At 72.1% G+C, this 17,833-nt stretch carries 19 protein-coding genes; 5 read left to right on the top strand and 14 right to left on the bottom strand.

The annotated features are described in order from the left end of the window. Positions 1-16: 16 nt before the first annotated feature. The 9 genes from AB0G16_RS17630 to AB0G16_RS17590 all read right to left on the bottom strand — a co-directional run bounded on the left by AB0G16_RS17630 (position 17) and on the right by AB0G16_RS17590 (position 6,237). Positions 17-253, bottom strand: a complete 237-nt coding sequence (locus AB0G16_RS17630) for an SDR family NAD(P)-dependent oxidoreductase (protein WP_362805694.1) — start codon at positions 251-253, stop codon at positions 17-19. Beyond that, on the bottom strand, positions 250-1,101 hold the full coding sequence (locus AB0G16_RS17625) for an aldehyde dehydrogenase family protein (protein ID WP_362805692.1): 852 nt from the start codon (positions 1,099-1,101) through the stop codon (positions 250-252). The genes AB0G16_RS17630 and AB0G16_RS17625 overlap by 4 nt, the downstream gene beginning before the upstream one ends. Further along, a complete protein-coding gene (locus AB0G16_RS17620) occupies positions 1,095-1,370 on the bottom strand; it encodes an aldehyde dehydrogenase family protein (RefSeq protein WP_362805690.1) in 276 nt (91 codons plus the stop codon). The genes AB0G16_RS17625 and AB0G16_RS17620 overlap by 7 nt, the downstream gene beginning before the upstream one ends. Next, positions 1,367-1,915: a nuclear transport factor 2 family protein gene (locus AB0G16_RS17615; protein WP_362805688.1), complete on the bottom strand. Its 549-nt coding sequence runs from the start codon at positions 1,913-1,915 to the stop codon at positions 1,367-1,369. The genes AB0G16_RS17620 and AB0G16_RS17615 overlap by 4 nt, the downstream gene beginning before the upstream one ends. Further along, complete coding sequence (locus AB0G16_RS17610) at positions 1,915-2,106, bottom strand: ferredoxin (RefSeq protein WP_362805686.1); 192 nt, start codon at positions 2,104-2,106, stop codon at positions 1,915-1,917. Before AB0G16_RS17610 ends, AB0G16_RS17615 begins: the two co-directional genes overlap by 1 nt. After that, positions 2,103-3,431, bottom strand: a complete 1,329-nt coding sequence (locus AB0G16_RS17605; protein WP_362805684.1) for a cytochrome P450 — start codon at positions 3,429-3,431, stop codon at positions 2,103-2,105. Before AB0G16_RS17605 ends, AB0G16_RS17610 begins: the two co-directional genes overlap by 4 nt. Then, complete coding sequence (locus AB0G16_RS17600; protein ID WP_362805682.1) at positions 3,424-4,212, bottom strand: SDR family oxidoreductase; 789 nt, start codon at positions 4,210-4,212, stop codon at positions 3,424-3,426. Before AB0G16_RS17600 ends, AB0G16_RS17605 begins: the two co-directional genes overlap by 8 nt. Before the next feature lie 51 nt (positions 4,213-4,263). Further along, positions 4,264-5,508: a cytochrome P450 gene (locus AB0G16_RS17595; protein ID WP_362805680.1), complete on the bottom strand. Its 1,245-nt coding sequence runs from the start codon at positions 5,506-5,508 to the stop codon at positions 4,264-4,266. Positions 5,509-5,634: 126 nt separating this feature from the next. Then, on the bottom strand, positions 5,635-6,237 hold the full coding sequence (locus AB0G16_RS17590; protein ID WP_362805678.1) for a helix-turn-helix domain-containing protein: 603 nt from the start codon (positions 6,235-6,237) through the stop codon (positions 5,635-5,637). A gap of 453 nt (positions 6,238-6,690) precedes the next feature. Here AB0G16_RS17590 and AB0G16_RS17585 point away from each other — a divergent pair, with 453 nt between their 5' ends. Continuing rightward, positions 6,691-9,351 carry an exo 1,3/1,4-beta-D-glucan glucohydrolase gene (locus tag AB0G16_RS17585; protein WP_362805676.1) on the top strand — a complete coding sequence of 887 codons (2,661 nt, stop codon included), beginning with the start codon at positions 6,691-6,693 and terminating at the stop codon, positions 9,349-9,351. A 194-nt stretch (positions 9,352-9,545) separates the two neighbouring features. Here the strand turns inward: AB0G16_RS17585 and AB0G16_RS17580 are convergent, their stop codons facing one another. After that, complete coding sequence (locus tag AB0G16_RS17580; protein ID WP_362805674.1) at positions 9,546-9,773, bottom strand: DUF397 domain-containing protein; 228 nt, start codon at positions 9,771-9,773, stop codon at positions 9,546-9,548. Positions 9,774-9,806: 33 nt separating this feature from the next. Then, complete coding sequence (locus AB0G16_RS17575) at positions 9,807-10,673, bottom strand: helix-turn-helix transcriptional regulator (RefSeq protein WP_362805672.1); 867 nt, start codon at positions 10,671-10,673, stop codon at positions 9,807-9,809. A gap of 150 nt (positions 10,674-10,823) precedes the next feature. Here AB0G16_RS17575 and AB0G16_RS17570 point away from each other — a divergent pair, with 150 nt between their 5' ends. Both AB0G16_RS17570 and AB0G16_RS17565 read left to right on the top strand, forming a co-directional pair. Then, positions 10,824-11,231: an ATP-binding protein gene (locus tag AB0G16_RS17570; RefSeq protein ID WP_362805670.1), complete on the top strand. Its 408-nt coding sequence runs from the start codon at positions 10,824-10,826 to the stop codon at positions 11,229-11,231. Positions 11,232-11,428: 197 nt separating this feature from the next. After that, entirely contained in the window at positions 11,429-13,255 is a 1,827-nt protein-coding gene (locus tag AB0G16_RS17565) for a M14 family zinc carboxypeptidase (RefSeq protein WP_362805668.1), read from the top strand. A 209-nt stretch (positions 13,256-13,464) separates the two neighbouring features. On the opposite strand, the gene AB0G16_RS17560 is transcribed toward AB0G16_RS17565, so the two are convergent. The 3 genes from AB0G16_RS17560 to AB0G16_RS17550 form a co-directional block, all read right to left on the bottom strand. After that, positions 13,465-14,274: a methyltransferase domain-containing protein gene (locus AB0G16_RS17560; RefSeq protein ID WP_362805666.1), complete on the bottom strand. Its 810-nt coding sequence runs from the start codon at positions 14,272-14,274 to the stop codon at positions 13,465-13,467. Positions 14,275-14,461: 187 nt separating this feature from the next. Further along, positions 14,462-15,997, bottom strand: a complete 1,536-nt coding sequence (locus tag AB0G16_RS17555; protein WP_362805664.1) for an aldehyde dehydrogenase family protein — start codon at positions 15,995-15,997, stop codon at positions 14,462-14,464. Positions 15,998-16,148: 151 nt separating this feature from the next. Further along, positions 16,149-16,580: a cupin domain-containing protein gene (locus tag AB0G16_RS17550; protein WP_362805662.1), complete on the bottom strand. Its 432-nt coding sequence runs from the start codon at positions 16,578-16,580 to the stop codon at positions 16,149-16,151. Between the two features lie 94 nt (positions 16,581-16,674). Between AB0G16_RS17550 and AB0G16_RS17545 the strand changes: the two genes are divergently transcribed. Both AB0G16_RS17545 and AB0G16_RS17540 read left to right on the top strand, forming a co-directional pair. Further along, a complete protein-coding gene (locus tag AB0G16_RS17545; protein WP_362805660.1) occupies positions 16,675-17,232 on the top strand; it encodes a MarR family transcriptional regulator in 558 nt (185 codons plus the stop codon). A 185-nt stretch (positions 17,233-17,417) separates the two neighbouring features. Then, the gene (locus AB0G16_RS17540; RefSeq protein WP_362805658.1) at positions 17,418-17,831 is read left to right on the top strand and encodes an SRPBCC family protein; all 414 of its coding nucleotides are present in this window, start codon (positions 17,418-17,420) and stop codon (positions 17,829-17,831) included. Positions 17,832-17,833 lie beyond the last annotated feature (2 nt).

The raw sequence follows: 17,833 nt of genomic DNA, 5'->3' as shown, positions 1-17,833 counted from the left end.
GGCCGCGTCGCGGCCCTCATGAGCGGATCACGTGCCCGCCGTCGACGTTGAAGATCTGCCCGCCGACCTGCTCGGCCACCCGCTCGCCCGCCGCGGTCTCCAGGTCGGCCACCACGACGTGCGCGCCCTCGGCCGCCAGCGCCCGGACGTAGGCCTCGCCGATCCCGCGGGCGCCGCCGGTGACGATCGCCACCCTGCCCTCGAACCGCGTTGCCGCACCGCCCCGCTCCCGCCCGTCCTCGAAGCGCATCATCGACCTCCGTACGGTGTGGCGACGACCTTGCTCTCCAGGTACTCCTCGAATCCGAGCACGCCCATCTCCCGCCCGACCCCCGACTGCTTGTAGCCGCCGAACGGCACGTCCCCGCCGTACCACTGCCCCCCGTTGACGCCGACCGTCCCGGTCCGCAGCCGCCGGGCCACCGCCAGCGCCCGCTCCTCGTCGCCGCCGTGCACCGCCCCCGACAGCCCGTACGGCGAGTCGTTGGCGATCCGGACCGCGTCGTCGTCCCCGTCGTGCGGCAGGGCCACCAGGACCGGGCCGAAGATCTCCTCCCGGGCGACCCTGGCGGAGTTCGTCATCCCCACGATCAGGGTCGGCTCGATCCAGAACCCCCGCTCCCGGTCCGGGGGCCGGCGCCCGCCGCAGGCGAACGCGCCCCCCTCGTCCAGGGCCAGCCGCAGGTAGGACTCCACCCGGTCGCGCTGGCGGGCGGAGATCACCGGCCCGCAGACGGTCCGGGGATCGGCCGGGTCGCCCACGCCCAGCTCGGCCAGCGTCCTGGCCGCGGCGTGCACGCCCTCGTCGAACCGCTCCCGGGGGAGCAGCAGCCGGGTGGTGATCGCGCACCCCTGCCCGGCGTGCGTCGCCACCGCGAAGGCCGCCGTCGCCGCCGCCGCGCCGACGTCGGCGTCCTCCAGCACCACGTAGGCCGACTTGCCGCCGAGCTCCAGGAAGACCCGCTTCACCGTGGCCGCCGCCGAGACCATCACCGAGCGGCCCGTCACGGTGGAGCCGGTGAACGAGACCAGGTCCACCCGGGGGTCGGAGACGAGCTGCGTGCCGAGCGCGTGCGAGGAGGAGGTGACCACGCTCACCACGCCGGGCAGCCGGCCTCGGCCACCGTCAGCTCCCGCAGCTCGTCGGCGTGCCCGGTCAGGGCCTCGCGCAGCTGCCGCAGGCAGCGGGCGCGCAGGGACGGGTCCGAGGCCCACGTCCCGGTGTCGAACGCCTCGCGCGCGGCGCCGATCGCCGCGTCCATGTCGGCGGGCGCCGCGTCCGGGGCCTCGCCCACGATCTCCTCGGTGGCCGGGTCGACGCTCAGGAAACGGGCGTCCGGCACCGCCCGGCCGCCGCCGCCCGGCCTCACGGGCGCTCCCACAGCGCGACCGGGGCGGCTCCCAGCCGGTACCAGCCCGCCGGCCTGCCCCCGGCGCGTTCCATGCGGCGCTTCATGCCGTCCGTCAGCACGCCCGCCCCGATCATCTCCGCGAACAGCGCGGTGGCGTTGCCGAAGTCGAACCAGTCGCGCTGCCACGACCAGCGCATGCCGCCCGCGTACCGGAACCACGACCCGCCGATCCCCGCCACCTCGTACGGCGTGCCGTCCGGACGGGTCGCCTCGGCGACCTGCTTCCAGAAGCCGACCACCTCGCCCTCGACCTCGTCGACGAGCACCTTCTGGTACGGGTAGCGCCAGCCGTCCAGCCCGCCCATCTCCGCCCCCAGTGCGACGTCGCGGATCTCGTCCCGGCCGACGGCCATGAACTCCAGCTCCGGGCCGAGGTTCCAGCCGTAGGTGGCGTCCTCGGTGTAGAGGGAGGCCAGCGGCCTCCAGTCACCGAGACGCTCGCACTCACGGTTGGACGACAGCCACAGCCGGACCATCTCCTCCAGCTCCTCGCGCGGATACATCAGTCCTCCAGTCGCAGCGCTCGGGTGGGACAGTTGCGCACGGCCTCGCGCACCGCGCCGGACAGGGCGGCGGGCGGCTCGTCCGCCAGGACGTCCACCGCGCCGCGCCGGGGCACGGAGAAGACCTCCGGGGCGGCGAGCTCGCACTCGGCGTGCCCCTGGCACAGGTCGGCGTCCAGGACCACCCTCATCGGACCCGCCTCCGGTAGCGGACCGCGCAGGGCCGTGCGAGCTGGACGACCATCTTGGTGTGGTCGTCGCGGTAGCTCTCCAGCGGCTGGGCGGGCGCGAACTCCCAGTCCCGCAGCAGCACCGAGAAGATCGCCTTGAGCTGGACCATGGCGAACTGGGCGCCCACGCAGCGGTGCCTGCCCGCCCCGAACGGGATCCACGTCCACCGGTTGACCAGGTCCTCCTGGCGCGGCTCGGCGTAGCGTTCGGGCCGGAAGGAGTCGGGGTCGGGGAAGTCCCCGGCCAGCCGGTTCGAGACCGCGGGGGAGGCGGCGACCAGCTCGCCCGGCTCGATGTCGTACCCGCACACCCGCTGCGGGGTCTTGGCCACCCGCATCAGCAGGATCAGCGGCGGGTGCAGCCGCAGCGCCTCCTTGATCGCCGACTCCAGCGCCGGGATCTCGCGCAGCGCCTGGAAGCTCACGGCCGAGCCGTCGGCGTACAGCGTCTCCAGCTCCCCGTCGACCCGCGCCATCGTCCCGGGGTGGCGCAGCAGCTCGATCAGGGTCCAGGCCGCGGTGCCGGAGGTGGTGTGGTGCCCGGCGAACATCATCGAGATGAACACGCCGGTGACCTCGTCGGCGCCGAAGCGCGGGGTGCCGTCCTCGTTCCGCACCGAGAGCAGCACGTCCAGCAGGTCGCGGTCCTCGCGCGCCGCCGGGCCGCGCGAGTCCATGATCTCCTGCACCAGCGCCACCAGACCGGCCCTGGCCGCGTCCCGCCGCCGGAAGGACTCGATGTCGGCGTACGGGTCCACGAACGCGATCGGGTCGGTGCCGCGCTCCAGGTCGTGGTAGAGCCGCGCGAACCGCGCGTCGAGCCGCTCGCGGAACCTGCGGCCGATCAGGCACGAGGAGGAGGTGTAGATGGTCAGCTCGGCGAACCAGTCGAGCAGGTCGATCTCGCCCTCGTCGTCCCAGAGCGCGACCATCTCCCTGACCTCGCGTTCGATGGTCTCGGCGTGCCCGCGCATCATCGTGGCCCGCAGCGCCTGGTTGTGCAGCATCTCCTTGCGCCGCTCGGGCGGGGCGTCGAAGACCACGCCCTCGCCGAAGATCGGCTTCATGAACGGGTACGCCTCGGCCTGGTCGAGGTCCTCGTCGGCCGACCGGAAGAAGAACTCGTTGGCCTCGGCCCCGGACAGCAGCACGACCGGCCGGCCCGCCAGCGAGAACGTCCCCACGTCCCCGCACTCCCGGCGGACCCGCCACATGAGCTCGACGGGATCGGTGCGCAACTCCTCCAGATGATCGCTCCCGGACACCGGGGGCGCTTTTCTAGTCATTCCGCTCCTCGTTCAGGGGGGCTTCGGGTTCGATCTCCAGGAGGGTGACGTGCGCGCCGCGGGGCATGGAGACCACGGCCAGGACGGCCGCCGCCACGTCGCGAGGCTTGAGGAACCGGTCGTGCCTGGCCAGCCCGAACCTCGTCCAGTCGTCCAGGACCTTCCGCAGGACCTCGACGGGCCAGGTGGAGCCCATGCCCGACAGCGTCGGGCCGGGGCGAAGGACCGACGCCCGCACCCCGGTGCCCTCCAGCTCCATCCGCATCGCCCCGGCCGGCCCCTCCAGGGCGTTCTTGGCGGCGACGTAGGCGCCCATCCGGGGACGTGGCAGGCGCACCACGTCGGAGGTGACGAACACGATGTCGCCGCGTCTCCTGGCCGCCATCGCGGGCGCCACGGCCGCCACGAGCCGCTGGGTGCCGAGCAGGTCGAGCTGGAGCTGCGCCTCGAAGGCCGGGGTGGAGGTCTCGTAGGCGTTCCCCGGCGTCACCTCGCCCGCGCAGGTCACCACCACCTCTGTTTCACCTAACGCTTGCTCGGCTTCGGAGACAAAAAAAGAGACCGACCCGTCGGAGGTCACGTCGAGCGGCAGCGCCACGGCCCCCCCGCCCCCGGCCCTGATCCTCGCCGCCAGTTCCTCGCAGACCGCCGCCCGGCGCGCGCCGAGGGCCACGGGATGACCGGCCCGCGCCAGGGCCACGGCCACGGCCGCCCCGATGCCGGACGAGGCCCCGCTGACCAGGGCCGGCCTGCGCTCGGGGTGCGGGGGGACTCTCGGCACGGGAAACCTCCGTCGTCGGTCGTGGCCGGGCGTTCCGGGCCGCGTGGGGTCTCACCGGCGGGTCACGCTCATCGGCAGGCGGGCGAACCCCCGGACGTTGGCGGCGTGCGTCCGTTCGGCCCCGGCCAGGTCGATCTCGTAACCGGTGATCCGCCGGGTCAGCTCGCCGAGGACCACCCGCCCCTCCATCCGGGCCAGCGAGGCCCCCAGGCAGAAGTGGCCGCCCCGGCCGAAACTGATCATCTCTCCGGTGTCGCGGTCCAGGTCGTAACGGTCGGCGGCGGGGAAGACCCGCTCGTCGCGGTTGGCCGAGCCGACCAGCAGCAGTACCCGGGCCCCGACCGGAAGGCGCGTGCCGCGCACCTCCACCTCCTCGGCGACCCGCCTGGCCAGCATCTGCGAGGACGTGTCGTAGCGCAGGGTCTCCTCCACCCACGGCTCCACCGCCCCGCCCAGGGCCTTGGCCCCCTCCACCGGGTTCAGGAACGCCCAGTACAGGGCGTTGCCGAGCAGCTTCGTGGTCGTCTCGTTGCCGGCGACCACCATCAGGAACAGGAACGCGATGATCTCCTCGTCGCTCATCCGCTCACCGTCGATCTCGGCGTCCAGCAGGGCGCTGGTCAGGTCGTCGGTCCGCCGGGCGCGCCGCAGGGCGAGCATGTCCGCGTAGTAGCCGACCAGTTCGAGGGAGGCCGCCACGCCCTCGGGCGGGATCTCCTGAAGGCCGTCGTCGCGGTGCATCAGCACGTCGGCCAGCCGCCGCAACTCCCGCCGGTCGGCCTCGGGCACGCCCATCAGCTCGGAGATCACGTCCATCGGCACCCGGCTCGCGACGGCCGTGATCCAGTCGAACTCCCCGCCCTCCAGTGCCGGCTCCAGGTGCAGGCGCGTGATCTCCCTGATCCGCGGCTCCAGCGCGGCCACCCGGCGCGGGGTGAACCCCCGCGACACCAGTGCCCGCATCCTGGTGTGCCGGGGCGGGTCCATGGCCAGGAAGGACATGGACCGGTGCGCGCCGGGCCCCCACACGGTGGGCTCCAGCGAGACCCCGTAGCCGCTGGAGTAGGTCGAGCCGTTCCTGAACGCGGAGCCGACGTCCTCGTGGCGGGACAGCGCCCAGAAGTCCAGCTCCTCGTTGCGGTAGAGCGGCGCCTCCTCCCGGAGCCTGGCGTAGACGGGATAGGGATCCTCGTGCACGGCGTAGTCATAGGGGCTGTACAGCGGTGCCCCGCCGATGGCGACGCTGTCGCGTCGCGGTTCGGCCGCTGGGACCCGGCTCCTTCCCTCGTCGCTCATCCGCTTCGCTCCTTCGCTCCTCGGTCCAGTCCCCGGCGCGGCCTCACGGCGCTCCTCGGTCCAGTCATCGGCGCGGCCTCACGGGCCGATCCCCGGCAGGGGCATGGGGTGGTTTCTGCCATGGCTTCATGGGGTGTTTTCCGGTGTGGTCCCGTGGGGGGCGGGGGGGAAGACGGTGGCGGCGGTGGTGGCGAGGAGGGCGGGGAGGTCGTCGTAGGAGAGGTGGCCCATTCCGGCCTGGACCAGGGCGCCGTAGAAGGCCAGCTCGAAGGTCTGGAGGGCGGCGGGGGAGGCGTCGGTGGCCTCGGCGATCCGTTCGTGGACGCGCAGGCCGATGCGGGCCCGCAGGCGCCGGACGTTCGGTTCGTCGGCGAGCATCGCGGCGGTGCAGGCCGACGACAGGGCCGGATCGTCGGCCACGAGCAGCGCCACCCCGCGCAGGGCCTCGGCCGCCCGTTCGGCGGGTGAACCGCCGTGGGGCAGGGGGGCGGGGGGTGGCAGGTCGCGCAGGCGCCGCCAGAACACCTCCGCCAGGAGGTGGTCCTTGGAGGCGAAGTAGGTGTAGGCGGTGGCCGGGGCCACTCCCGCGCGCCTGGCCACCCCGCGTACGGTCAGCCCCTCGTACCGGTGTTCCGCGACCTCCGCGACCGCCGCCTCGGCGAGCCTGCGCACGGTCTCGGCCTGCCGGTCCGACAGCCGGGCCCGGGGGGCCTGGGTCGTCCTGGCCATCGTCGCTCCTCGAACTGGACACCTGTCCAGAAGCTAGTCCACGGATGAGGGGTTGCCTAGGCCCAAACGCGCGGCGGTTCGGCCGGCGGGGTATCCGCGGGGTGTCCCGGGTGGATCGGTGCGGTCCCGTGGGAGAAGGAAGTGTTGATCTACAATGTCAAGGACGGAGCCGTGCGGACGACCACAAGGAAAAGGGGGACAACGAAGCGTGAGAGCGCTCTCAGGAGGATGGTGATCTGATCGTCGCCGGGAAGGAAGTGTGGCTGCTCGTGGTCGCGACGCCGCTGGTGGGGGCGGTTTTCCGCCGATCGGGTGTTTGCGGGGCTCCCGTCCATCCGAGAGAGCGCTCCCTGAGGGCTATTGACTAGGCCGCGTCACGGCGTCAGGATCTGCCAAGTGCGGACTCCGGGGGGGCCGCCGTGACCGTCGCAGTGCCTCGAGAACGGACCCTCGATGATCAGACCCTTCGCCCGCCTGGGCGCCCGCAGGAGCGGATTCGCGGTGCTCGCGAGTCTCGCCGTGCTGGCCACCGGGACGGCCGGCATCCCGAGCGCGGGAGCCGAGAGCGCGACCGGCGGCCGGCAGCCGGTGATCGGCAAGCCGGCGCTGGACTTCCGCGGCTGTGCCCGCATCGAGAAGAAGCTGCCCACCCTGAACGAGTGGCCGAAGGTCAAGAGCAAGATCGGGAAGAACCCGCTCCAGGAGCGCCGGATCGCGAAGATCCTCGCGGGCATGACGCTCGCCGAGAAGGTCGGCCAGATGACCCAGCCGGAGATCACCTCGATCACCCCCGCGGAGGTCGGGCAGTACTTCATCGGCTCGGTGCTCAACGGCGGCGGCGCGTGGCCGAACCGCGACAAGCACGCCCCGCCCAAGGCCTGGCTCGACCTCGCCGACGCCTACTGGAACGCCTCCGTCGCCACCCGGACGAAGATCCCGGTGATCTGGGGCATCGACGCCGTGCACGGCAACAACAACGTCTACGGCGCGACGGTCTTCCCGCACAACATCGGCCTGGGTGCCGCGCAGGACCCGTGCCTGGTCCGCGACATCAGCGCGGCGACGGCCCGGCAGATCCGCGCCACCGGCCAGGACTGGGCGTTCGCGCCCACCCTCGCCGTCCCCCTGGACGACCGGTGGGGCCGCACCTACGAGGGCTTCTCCGAGGACCCCCGGATCACCCGCGCCTACGGGTACGAGGCCGTCAAGGGTCTGCAGGGCAGGCACCCGTGGGGCATCGGCCAGGACGGGGTGATCGCCACCGCCAAGCACTTCATCGGTGACGGCGGCACCCTCAAGGGCGTGGACCAGGGCGTCAACCCCTCGTCCGAGGCCGAGATGATCAACGTGCACGGCCAGGGCTACTACGGCGCGCTCGCGGCCGGCGCCCAGAGCGTGATGGTCTCGTTCAACAGCTGGACCAACACCGAGCTCGGCATCGACGAGGGCAAGCTGCACGGCAGCAAGCGCGCCCTCGACGAGATCCTCAAGAAGAAGATGGGCTTCGACGGCGTCGTCGTCTCGGACTGGAACGGCATCGGCCAGGTCGCCGGCTGCACCAACGCGAGCTGCGCCAAGGCGGTCAACGCGGGCATCGACGTGGTGATGGTGCCAAGCGACTGGAAGGCGTTCATCGCCAACACGATCGCCCAGGTGCAGAGCGGCGAGATCCCGATGGCGCGGATCGACGACGCGGTCACCCGCATCCTGCGGGTGAAGCTGCGCGCCGGCGTGCTCGACGGGCCCAAGCCCTCCAAGCGCGCCTTCGCCGGGTCGGCCGACGCGCTGGAGGCGCGCAGGCTCGCCAGGGAGGCGGTGCGCAGGTCGCAGGTCCTGCTGAAGAACAACGGCAAGGTGCTGCCGCTGGCGAGCGACTCCAAGGTCCTGGTGGTCGGCAAGAGCGCCGACAGCCTGCAGAACCAGACCGGCGGCTGGACGCTCACCTGGCAGGGCACCGGCAACGTCAACGCCGACTTCCCCAACGGCACGACGATCCTCGGTGGTCTGCGCGAGGCGCTGGGCGAGGCCGACGTCACCTTCAGCGAGACCGGTGAGGGCGTCGACCCGTCGGCGTTCGACGCGGTCGTCGCGGTGATCGGCGAGACCCCGTACGCCGAGGGCGTCGGGGACCTGGCGCGGCGCTCGCTGGAGGCCGCCAAGATCTACCCCGGTGACCTGGCGGTGCTCGACCGGGTCAGCGGCAAGGGCGCGCCCGTCGTCACCGTCTACGTCAGCGGCCGGCCGCTGTGGGTGAACAAGGAGCTCAACCGCTCCGACGCCTTCGTCGCCGCGTGGCTGCCGGGCACCGAGGGCGGTGGCGTCGCCGACCTGCTGGTGCGCGGCAAGCACCGCGAGGGCTACACCGGCAAGCTGCCGTACTCGTGGCCGAAGAGCGCCTGCCAGACGCCGCTGAACCCCGGCACCGAGGGCTACGACCCGCTCTTTGCGCTCGGGTACGGCCTGCGCTACGGCCAGACCGGGTCGGTGGGGACGCTCGACGAGACCTCCCCGGCCGGCTGCGGCGAGCAGGGTGGCGGTGGCGAGGCCGGTGAGGATCTGGAGATCTTCAACCGGACGGACGTGGCGCCGTACAGGAGCCTGATCGGCTCGGCGGAGAACTGGGGCGGCACCGAGATCGGCGCCGACGGCCGGGCGGCGCACGCCGAGATCGCCGTGGAGCCCGCGGACGTGAACGTGCAGCAGGACGGCCTGAAGGCGACCTGGAGCGGTACCGGCCCGGCCCAGATCTACATGCAGGACCCGGCCGGGGGCTCGGACCTGCGGGGCTACCTCAACGCCGGTGGGGCGCTGGTCTTCGACACGATCGTCCACCAGGCCCCGGCCGCCAGGACCGTGCTGAGCGTCCACTGCGTCTACCCGTGCCTCTCCGAGGTGGTGGCGACCTCCCTGTTCCAGGGGATCCCGGTCGGCACCAGGACGACGGTCAAGATTCCCGTCTCCTGCTTCGCCGCGGGCGGTCTGGACCTGGAGGCGGTGAACACGCCGTTCCTGGTCTACACCGACGGGGCCTTCTCGGCCTCGTTCGCCAACGTCCGCTGGGTGCCGAAGGCGGCCGGTGATCCCGACGCGCGGAAGTGTGAGGATCTGACCTAGGACCGGCCCGGGCGCCGGACCTGGATCCGAGGTCCGGTGCGAGGGCCGCGATGACCGCGATGACCGCCCGGTGACGGGAGGCGAGGCCGGAGGGCGCGTGCCGCCCTCCGGCCTCGCCGCCGTTCCGGGCGCGTCGTGCTCCGTGCGGCCGGTGGTTCCGGGGGAACCGGTGAGGCGGTTCCCCCGGAGGTCCGTCAGTCGAACTCGCCGTCCTTCACGCCGCCGACGAAGGCGTCCCACTCGCTCGGGGTGAACGCCAGCGCCGGGCCCTTCGGATCCTTGGAGTCGCGGACGAGATAGAGGTGGTCGGAGTCGGCCTTGTGGGGGACGGTCGTCGCCTCACCGGGGACGACCGCCACCTCCACGCAGTTGCCTCCGGTGCTGCGGCCGCTCTTGCGCCATTGGGCGTCGGACAGATCCATCGTGGACCCTCGCACTTTTTCTTCCTTCGGGTACTAGGGGGTGGAAAACCTTCCCGCCATCTGGGCGATGAAGGCCGCCGACGCCTCCTGGCCGAGAGCCATGGCGCAGAGGCTCTCGAACATGGAGGCGTATCGGCTGACTTGCTCTGGTTCGTCCGGCAGGAGCCCGCTCGCGGCCTGCTCCAGGTAGAGCAGGTCGGGATCCTCCGGTTCGGGGAAGCTGAGCAGGCAGAACGGGCCGTCCATCGCGGGGTGGGCGCCGGCGGAGAACGGGAGGACCCGGATCTCCACGTTGGGCAGCCCGCCGAGGTGGACGAGATGTTCCAGCTGCTCCGACATGGTGTCGCCGCCGCCGATCCGGCGCCGGATCACCGCTTCGTCGAGCACCGCGACGAGGTGGATAGGGTCGCCTGGTCCGTGCAGCAGTCGCTGACGCGAGATGCGCACGGCGACCGTCTCCTCGACCGTGGAGGGGGTCTGGGCGACGGCGGTCGCCTCGATCACTGCGCGTGCGTACGGTTCGGTCTGCATCAGGCCGGGAACGACCAGCGGCTCGTACGACCGTACGAGGGACGCCTCCGCCTCCAGCCCGATGTAGGAGTCGAAGCCGGGCTTGAGCGCCTGCCGGTGGCGGTGCCACCAGTCGCGCCTCCTGGCCTCGACGGCCATCTGGATCAGGGAGGCCCGCGCCTCCCCGGTCACGCCGTACACGTCGGTGAGGGCCGACACGTCCGAGGGACGAGGCCGGGTCTGGCCCGTCTCGTACCGCCAGACGGTGGTGTCGGTGGAGCCGATCCGCTCGGCCACCTCCACCCTGCTCAGCCCACTGTCCTTTCGCAGACGGTTGAGTTCAGCGACCAGGCGGCGATGCCGGGCCGTGGGGCTGCGTCGAGAAACCACGCATCTACCTCCCTCCGTCCTTTGATAGGAAAACTGTGGAATCTCAACCTGAGGTATTGCAGTCCTTGATAGAACAGTTCACCGTGAGTGAGTGTGCCATCTCAGAGGGCGACGTGCATGGAATATGCGGGTCGGGGAGTGAGGTCAACGATGACGACCGGACGGCAGGCCGTCTCACCTCGGACGACGGTGCCCCTCAAGGGGGTTCCGGAGTCGGTGGCGACGGCGCGGAGCCGGGTCAGGGAGCTGCTGGGTGAGGGGCACCCCGCCTTCGACGACGTCGTCCTCCTGGTGAGCGAGGTGGTGACCAACTCGGTCGTCCACTCCGGCTCCGGGGCGGGCGGCGAGATCGCGATGACGGTGACGACGGGACCGGCCGCGGTGCTGGTCGAGGTCTGCGACGCCGGCTCCGGCGCCTCGGCGCCGCACGTGCGCAACGACCCCGAGGCCGAGGGCGGGCGCGGCATGTTCCTGGTCGACCTGCTCGCGGAGGGCTGGGGCATGTACGACGAGCCCGCCGGCGGTGCGCGGACGGTCTGGTTCAGGGTCGTCTTCTGATCCTCTCCCGGAACTCCCGGAGTTCTCGCCGCGCCCGGGACGCGGCGCGCGGTGCTCCGGTTCGGGGGCGTCCTCCGATCTGCCCCCCGAGTCCCCGCGGCGCCTAAAATTTGGGCCTTTCCTAATCAACGCCGCTGCTTGACTCTCGGTGGAGGCACGTGACGAATCCCTAGAGTGCGTGCCTGAGGAGGACACAGGTGAGACGCCGACTGATCGTGGTGTTCGCCGCCCTGGCGCTGTTGTGTCTCGGTGTGACCGGGGCCGGAGCCTCGGCCGAGCCACAACCGAACAGCCAGTACAAGGTCCAGGGACCGACCACGTCCCAGCAGCGCAGCGCGGTCGCCGCCACAGGCGCCGCGATCGACCAGGTCGACTCCGACTCGATCGTGGTCACCGCCAGCCAGGAAGAGGTCGCCGAGATCAAGAAGCTCGGCTACAGCGTCACCAGGATCCCCAGGGCGTTATTCCCGACCGGGCCCGAGCAGCGCGCGGACTTCCCGCCGTCCGACTCCGGGTACCACACCTACGCCGAGATGACCGCCGCGGTGAACAAGATCGTCGCCGACCACCCGACGATCGCCCGCAAGATCAGCTACGGCAGCTCGTACGAGGGACGCGACCTGATCGCGGTGAAGATCAGTGACAACGTCGCCACGGACGAGAACGAGCCCGAGGTGCTGTTCACCCACCACCAGCACGCCCGCGAGCACCTGACCGTCGAGATGGCGATCTACCTGCTCAACCTGTTCACCGACGGCTACGCCACCGACAGCCGTATCGCGAACCTGGTCAACGGCCGCGAGATCTGGATCATGCCGGACCTCAACCCCGACGGCGGCGAGTACGACATCGCCACCGGCTCCTACCGCTCCTGGCGCAAGAACCGCCAGCCCAACTCCGGCTCGTCGTACGTGGGCACGGACATGAACCGCAACTGGGGCTACAACTGGGGCTGCTGCGGCGGCTCGTCCGGTTCGGCCTCCAGCGACACCTACCGGGGCTCGGCGGCGGAGTCGGCGCCCGAGGTCAGGGCGGTGGCCAACTGGGTCCGCAGCCGGGTCGTCGGCGGGGTGCAGCAGATCAAGTCGCACATCGACTGGCACACCTACGGCGAGCTGATCCTGTGGCCGTACGGCTACACCTTCAACGACACCGCGCCCGGCCTGACCCAGGACGACCGCGACGCCCACGCGACCCTGGGCCAGAACATGGCCTCCACCAACGGCTACACCCCCCAGCAGGCCAGCGACCTCTACGTCACCGACGGCACCATCGACGACTGGATGTGGGGCGTCCACAAGATCTTCAGCTACACCTTCGAGATGTACCCGACGAGCGCCTCGCCGGGCTTCTACCCTCCCGACGAGCAGATCGTCCCGCAGACCACCCGCAACCGCGAGGCCGTGCTCCGCTTCATCGAGTACTCCGACTGCGTCTACCGGATCATCGGCAAGGAGGCGCAGTACTGCGGCGGCTCCAACCCCGGGGTGACGGTCTACTCCGACACCTTCGAGACGGCGACCGGCTGGACGACCAACCCCTCGGGCACCGACACCGCCACCTCCGGCGCGTGGGAGCGCGGTGACCCCGAGGCCACCACCTCCGGCGGCGCCAAGCAGCTCGGCACCACCGTCAGCGGCAGCAACGACCTGGTCACCGGACGCCTCGCCGGCGCGGCGGCGGGTGACCACGACCTGGACGGCGGGGTCAGCAGCGTCCGCTCACCGGCGATCACGCTGCCCTCGTCCGGCACGCTCAGGCTGGGCTTCTCCTGGTACCTGGCGCACGGCTCCAACGCCTCCAACACCGACTTCCTGCGGGTGAAGGTCGTCGGCTCCTCCACCACCCAGGTCTTCCAGCAGCTCGGCTCGGCCGCCAACCGCAACGGCGCCTGGGCCACGGCGAGCGTCGACGTCTCCGCCTTCGCCGGGCAGAGCGTCCGCATCCTGGTCGAGGCCGGTGACGCCTCCGGCGCCTCCCTCGTCGAGGCCGGCGTCGACGACGTGAAGATCACTCAGCAGTAGTCCCGATCCCCGTGCGGGGCGCCCGTCGCCGGCGGGCGCCCCGCACCCCTCCCACCGGCTCCGCGTCCTTGCCCCTTCGTCCGTCCCGGGCGGCTTCCCCGCGCGGTTCGATCCGTCCTCCCGAGGACGGGCCGCGTCCGCCGAGGACGGCCGGGGACCGGTTGACCGGGGATCGCCGGGGGCGTCCCGGGACAGGTGGCGCGGAGGTCTCAGACGCGGCAGATCAGCTCGCCGTGCAGCAGCGACAGCCAGCCGTCCGGGTCCGCGGCCCAGGCCCGCCACCCCTGGGAGATGCGGCGCAGGTCCTCCTCGGTGGCGGAGCCCGAGGCGAGGACCTGGCGGGCCATGTCGGACTCCAGCACCCGATCGGCCCACATGCCGCCCCACCAGGCCCGGTCCTCGGGCGTGGCGAAACACCACGTGGAGGAGGTGGCGGTGATGTCGGCGAACCCGGCCCGCCGCGCCCACGACAGCAGCCGCCGGCCCGCGTCGGGCTCGCCGCCGTTGGCCCGCGCCGTCCCCCGGTAGAGGTCGAGCCACTCCGTCAGCGCGGGCGTCTCCGGGAACCAGGTGAACGCGGCGTAGTCGCTGTCGCGTACCGCGACGACCCCGCCCGGCCTGCACACCCGCCGCATCTCGCGCAGCGCCAGGACCGGATCGCCCACGTGCTGGAGCACCTGGTGGGCGTGGACCACGTCGAAGGTGTCGTCGGGAAGGTCCAGGGCGTGCGCGTCCGCCACGGCGAACGCGATGCCGGTCAGCCCGCGGCGCCCGGCCTCCGCCCGCGCCAGGTCCAGGGCACGCTCGCTCACCTCCACCGCGGTGACCCGGCCGGGCGCGACGCGCCCGGCCAGGTCCGCGGTGATGGTGCCGGGCCCGCAGCCCACGTCCAGCAGGCTCATGCCCGGCCTCAGGTGCTCGAGCAGGTACGCCGCCGAGTTCTCCGCCGTGCGCCACCTGTGGGACCTGAGCACCGACTCGTGGTGGCCGTGCGTGTAGACGGCGTTCGTGCCTGTCATGGGGACCTCTCCTCGTCGGCGGGTGCTCCGACCGTAACAGAGGTCTCACATTTCAAGAAGAATCGTCTCACCATTCAGACAATGGGGGGTGCCGAGCCGGCCGGGCACGGCGCCGCCGGGGGCGGGCGTGACGGCCGGACGCGGCACCGGGCCCGCCCCGGAAGCGGTACCGAGAGGGCGGCAGGGCTCAGAGGCGGAAGTCCAGGTCCGGGACGATCTCGGCGACGTCCATCTGGGCCTTCTGCAGCCGTCCGGAGTGGTCCCAGTTCATCGACTGCCACCGGGTGAACTGGTCGAGGACCCACATCCCCGACTGGCGGCTGCCGTTGCCGGACCGGCCGTTGCCGCCGAACGGCAGGTGGGCCTCCGCGCCGGACGTGGAGTTGTTGACGCTGACCATGCCCGCGCCGATCCCCTCGCGGAAGCGGAAGACCGAGGCCGGGTCGGTGGTGTAGACGGCGCAGGAGAGCCCGTAACCGGGGAGGTTGGCCAGGTCCAGGGCCTCCTGGAGGGTGGAGAAGGAGGTCACGCCGACGATGGGGCCGAAGGTCTCCTCCAGGAAGAGGCGGTCGTCGGGACGGACGCCGTCCACGACCACCGGGTGGTAGTAGAGACCGCCCTCCCCGGTGAAGTCGCCGCGCGGGTTCTCGGCGGTGATCCGGCCGACGGGCCCGGAGACGACCGTGTGGTGGGACTGGATCCAGCCCAGGTACTCCTCGTAGCGGTCGGCGAACCGGCGCTCCAGCAGCGGCCCGCACAACACCTCGCCGGAGGGGTCGCCGATCGCCGCGGCGGCCACGGCGCGGGCGTAGCGGCGCAGGAACTCGTCGTGGACGCTCTCGTGCACGATCACGGTGCCGAGCGAGGTGCAGCGCTGCCCGGCGGTGCCGAAGCCCGCGAACAGCGCGCCCTCCACCGCCAGGTCCAGGTCGGCGTCCGGCATGACCACCATCGGGTTCTTGCCGCCCAGCTCCAGGCAGGGCGACTGCAGGTGGCGCCCGCACAGCTCGCCGACGGCGCGGCCCACCTCGGTGGAGCCGGTGAACCCGACCTTGTGCACCGTGCCCTCGGCGAGCGCCGTCTCCAGGCCCTCGAACGTCGTGGCGCCGTCGGCCAGCACCAGGTTCAGCACCCCGTCCGGCAGCCCGGCCGCCGCGAACAACCGGTAGAGCGCGTGCGCCGAGGCCGCCGCGTACTCGGCCGGCTTCCACACCACGGCGTTGCCGCAGAGCAGGGCGGGGACGAGGTACCACGCCGGCACCGCGACCGGGAAGTTGCCGGCGGTTATCACCGCGGCCACCCCGACGGGGACGCGGAAGGTGAACAGGTTCTTGTCCGGCATCTCCGAGGGGACCGTCTGGCCGTACAGTCTCCGGCCCTCGCCGAGGAAGAAGTCGCAGGTGTCGACGATCTCGCGGACCTCGCCCAGCGCCTCGGCGTACGGCTTGCCGATCTCACGGGTGACCAGGCGGGCGAGGTCGGCGGCGTTGGCCTCCACCAGGCGCCCGATGGAGGCGATCACCCGTCCTCGGACGGGCGCGGGAACCCGCGCCCACTCCCGCTGCGCGGCGGCGGCCGTACGGCACGCGGTGGAGAACGTGGCGGGGTCCGCCAGCCGGACCCGGGCGACCACCTCGTCCAGGTGAGCCGGGTCGACCGACTCGTAGGTCACGCCGTTGGACGCTTCTTTTCCGCCGATGACGGAGACGATCTCGCTGGTCACCTTCGACCTCCCGGTATGGACGTGTAACCGCATTGTCCCCGCGCGGGAGGAGGCCGTCACATCGGCCGTGGAGCGGAAGGCCGGCGCCGAGGCGGTACGCGAGGCGCTCGAGGCCGCCGGGCGGGGAGCGGGGGCGGGGCGGGGCGGGGCGTCAGATCATGCGGAAGTCGGCGAAGTCGAAACCGGGGGAGACCACGCAGCTCACCAGCACGCCCTCGTCGCCCGCGGGGCGGGCGGCCTGCCAGGTGCCTCCGGGCACCAGGACCTGCGGGACCTGCCCCTCCTCCACCAGGGGGCCGAGGGTCACGGTGGTGGCGGGCACCCCCTCGTGGCCGCCGAGGACGAGCGTCAGCGGGCCGCCCCGGTGCCAGAACCAGATCTCGTCGGAACGGACCAGGTGCGGACGCGACTCCTCCCCGGGCTGGAGCAGGAAGTAGATCCCGGTGGCGGTGGCCCGGACCCCGTCGTACCCGGGCGGGGTGAGCTCGGCGGAGGTCCGCCAGGTCTCGCGGAACCAGCCGCCCTCGGGATGCGGCAGCAGGTCGAGCGCCTCGGCGAGCGGAGGGCGGGAAGTCGTCGTCACCGTACGGATTCTAGGCGCCGCGGCCCTCGCCGCACCTGGTCGTCCGGGGAGGATCGACAAAGTAGGGAAGTACGTACTATTCTTCATCAGTACAATGAAGCACGTAAATATCTACGAGAGCGATCCCGGCGGTCTTCTCTACGACCCTCGGGTCAGGACCGCGATGACCTGGTTCGCCGACGACGACGAGGACCTGCTCACCTTCGAGGCCGGCGCCGCCGTCCGCACCGCCAACCACGCCGTCGAGCGCATGCGCGCCCACGGATCCCAGGGACGAGGGGTCAGCGCGGGCGCCCTTGACCTGCTGGTCCGCCTCAACGCCGGCGAGCAGGGCATCAGCATCGGCGAGCTGGCCCGGTCCGCCGGGGTCAGCTCCCGCAACGTCACCGGCCTGGTCGACACGCTGGAGCACGACGGGCTGGTCCGCCGGGTGGCCGACCCCGGGGATCGGCGTTCGGTCCTGGCCGAGATCACACCTGCCGGGCGGGCGTGGATGGAGGCGTTCCGCAGGCCGTCGCAGCTCGCCGTGCGGGCGATGTTCCAGGGCTTCGCTCCCGAGGAGCTGGCCGTTCTGCGCGACCTGTGCCTGCGGCTGGCCGCCAACCGGCATCGCCTCGCCGACCACCTGCGCCGGGCCGGGCCGGAGCCGTGACCGGGACGGCCCGGGAACGGGGCCGTCTCGCCGTGCGCGACCGTCACGGGGGGTGCGGCGCCGGTCGGCCCCGGTCGGCCCCGGTCGGCCCCGGTCGGCGCCGGCCGCCCGGCGAAGGTCCGGTCGCGTCCCCCGCCCGCCCACCGGCGGGAGACCGCCCTGTCCCCAGAGGAGTTCCCGCCGCCATGGCCTCCATCCGCCACGAGATCGTCGTCGATGCGTCCCCCGAGCACATCTGGGATGTGCTGCGCGACGTCGGAGCCGTGCACGAGCGCCTGCTGCCGGGCCGTGTCACGGACACCCGGCTGGAGGGCGACCAGCGGTTCCTCACCTTTCCCGACGGGCACGTCGTGCGCGAGCTGATCGTCGCGATCGACGACGATTCCCGCCGCCTGGCCTACTCCGTGGTCGAGGGCGCGAGACCCCCGCTCGAGCACCACCACGCCTCGTTCGAGGTCCGCCCGGAGGGCGACGGAGCGGGCCGGCTGATCTGGACCACCGACGTGCTGCCGCACGCGCGGGCCGCCGAGGCTCGCGTTCGCATCGAGTACGGCGCGCTGGAGATGAAGCGGGCCATCGAGGGCGCGGCGCGCGGCTGAGC

Source organism: Streptosporangium sp. NPDC023615, from assembly GCF_040640155.1.
In the GTDB taxonomy this organism is placed as follows: Bacteria; Actinomycetota; Actinomycetes; order Streptosporangiales; family Streptosporangiaceae; genus Streptosporangium.
The sequence above is the reverse complement of the archived record's forward strand: the minus strand, read 5'-3'. Positions and strand labels throughout refer to the sequence as shown.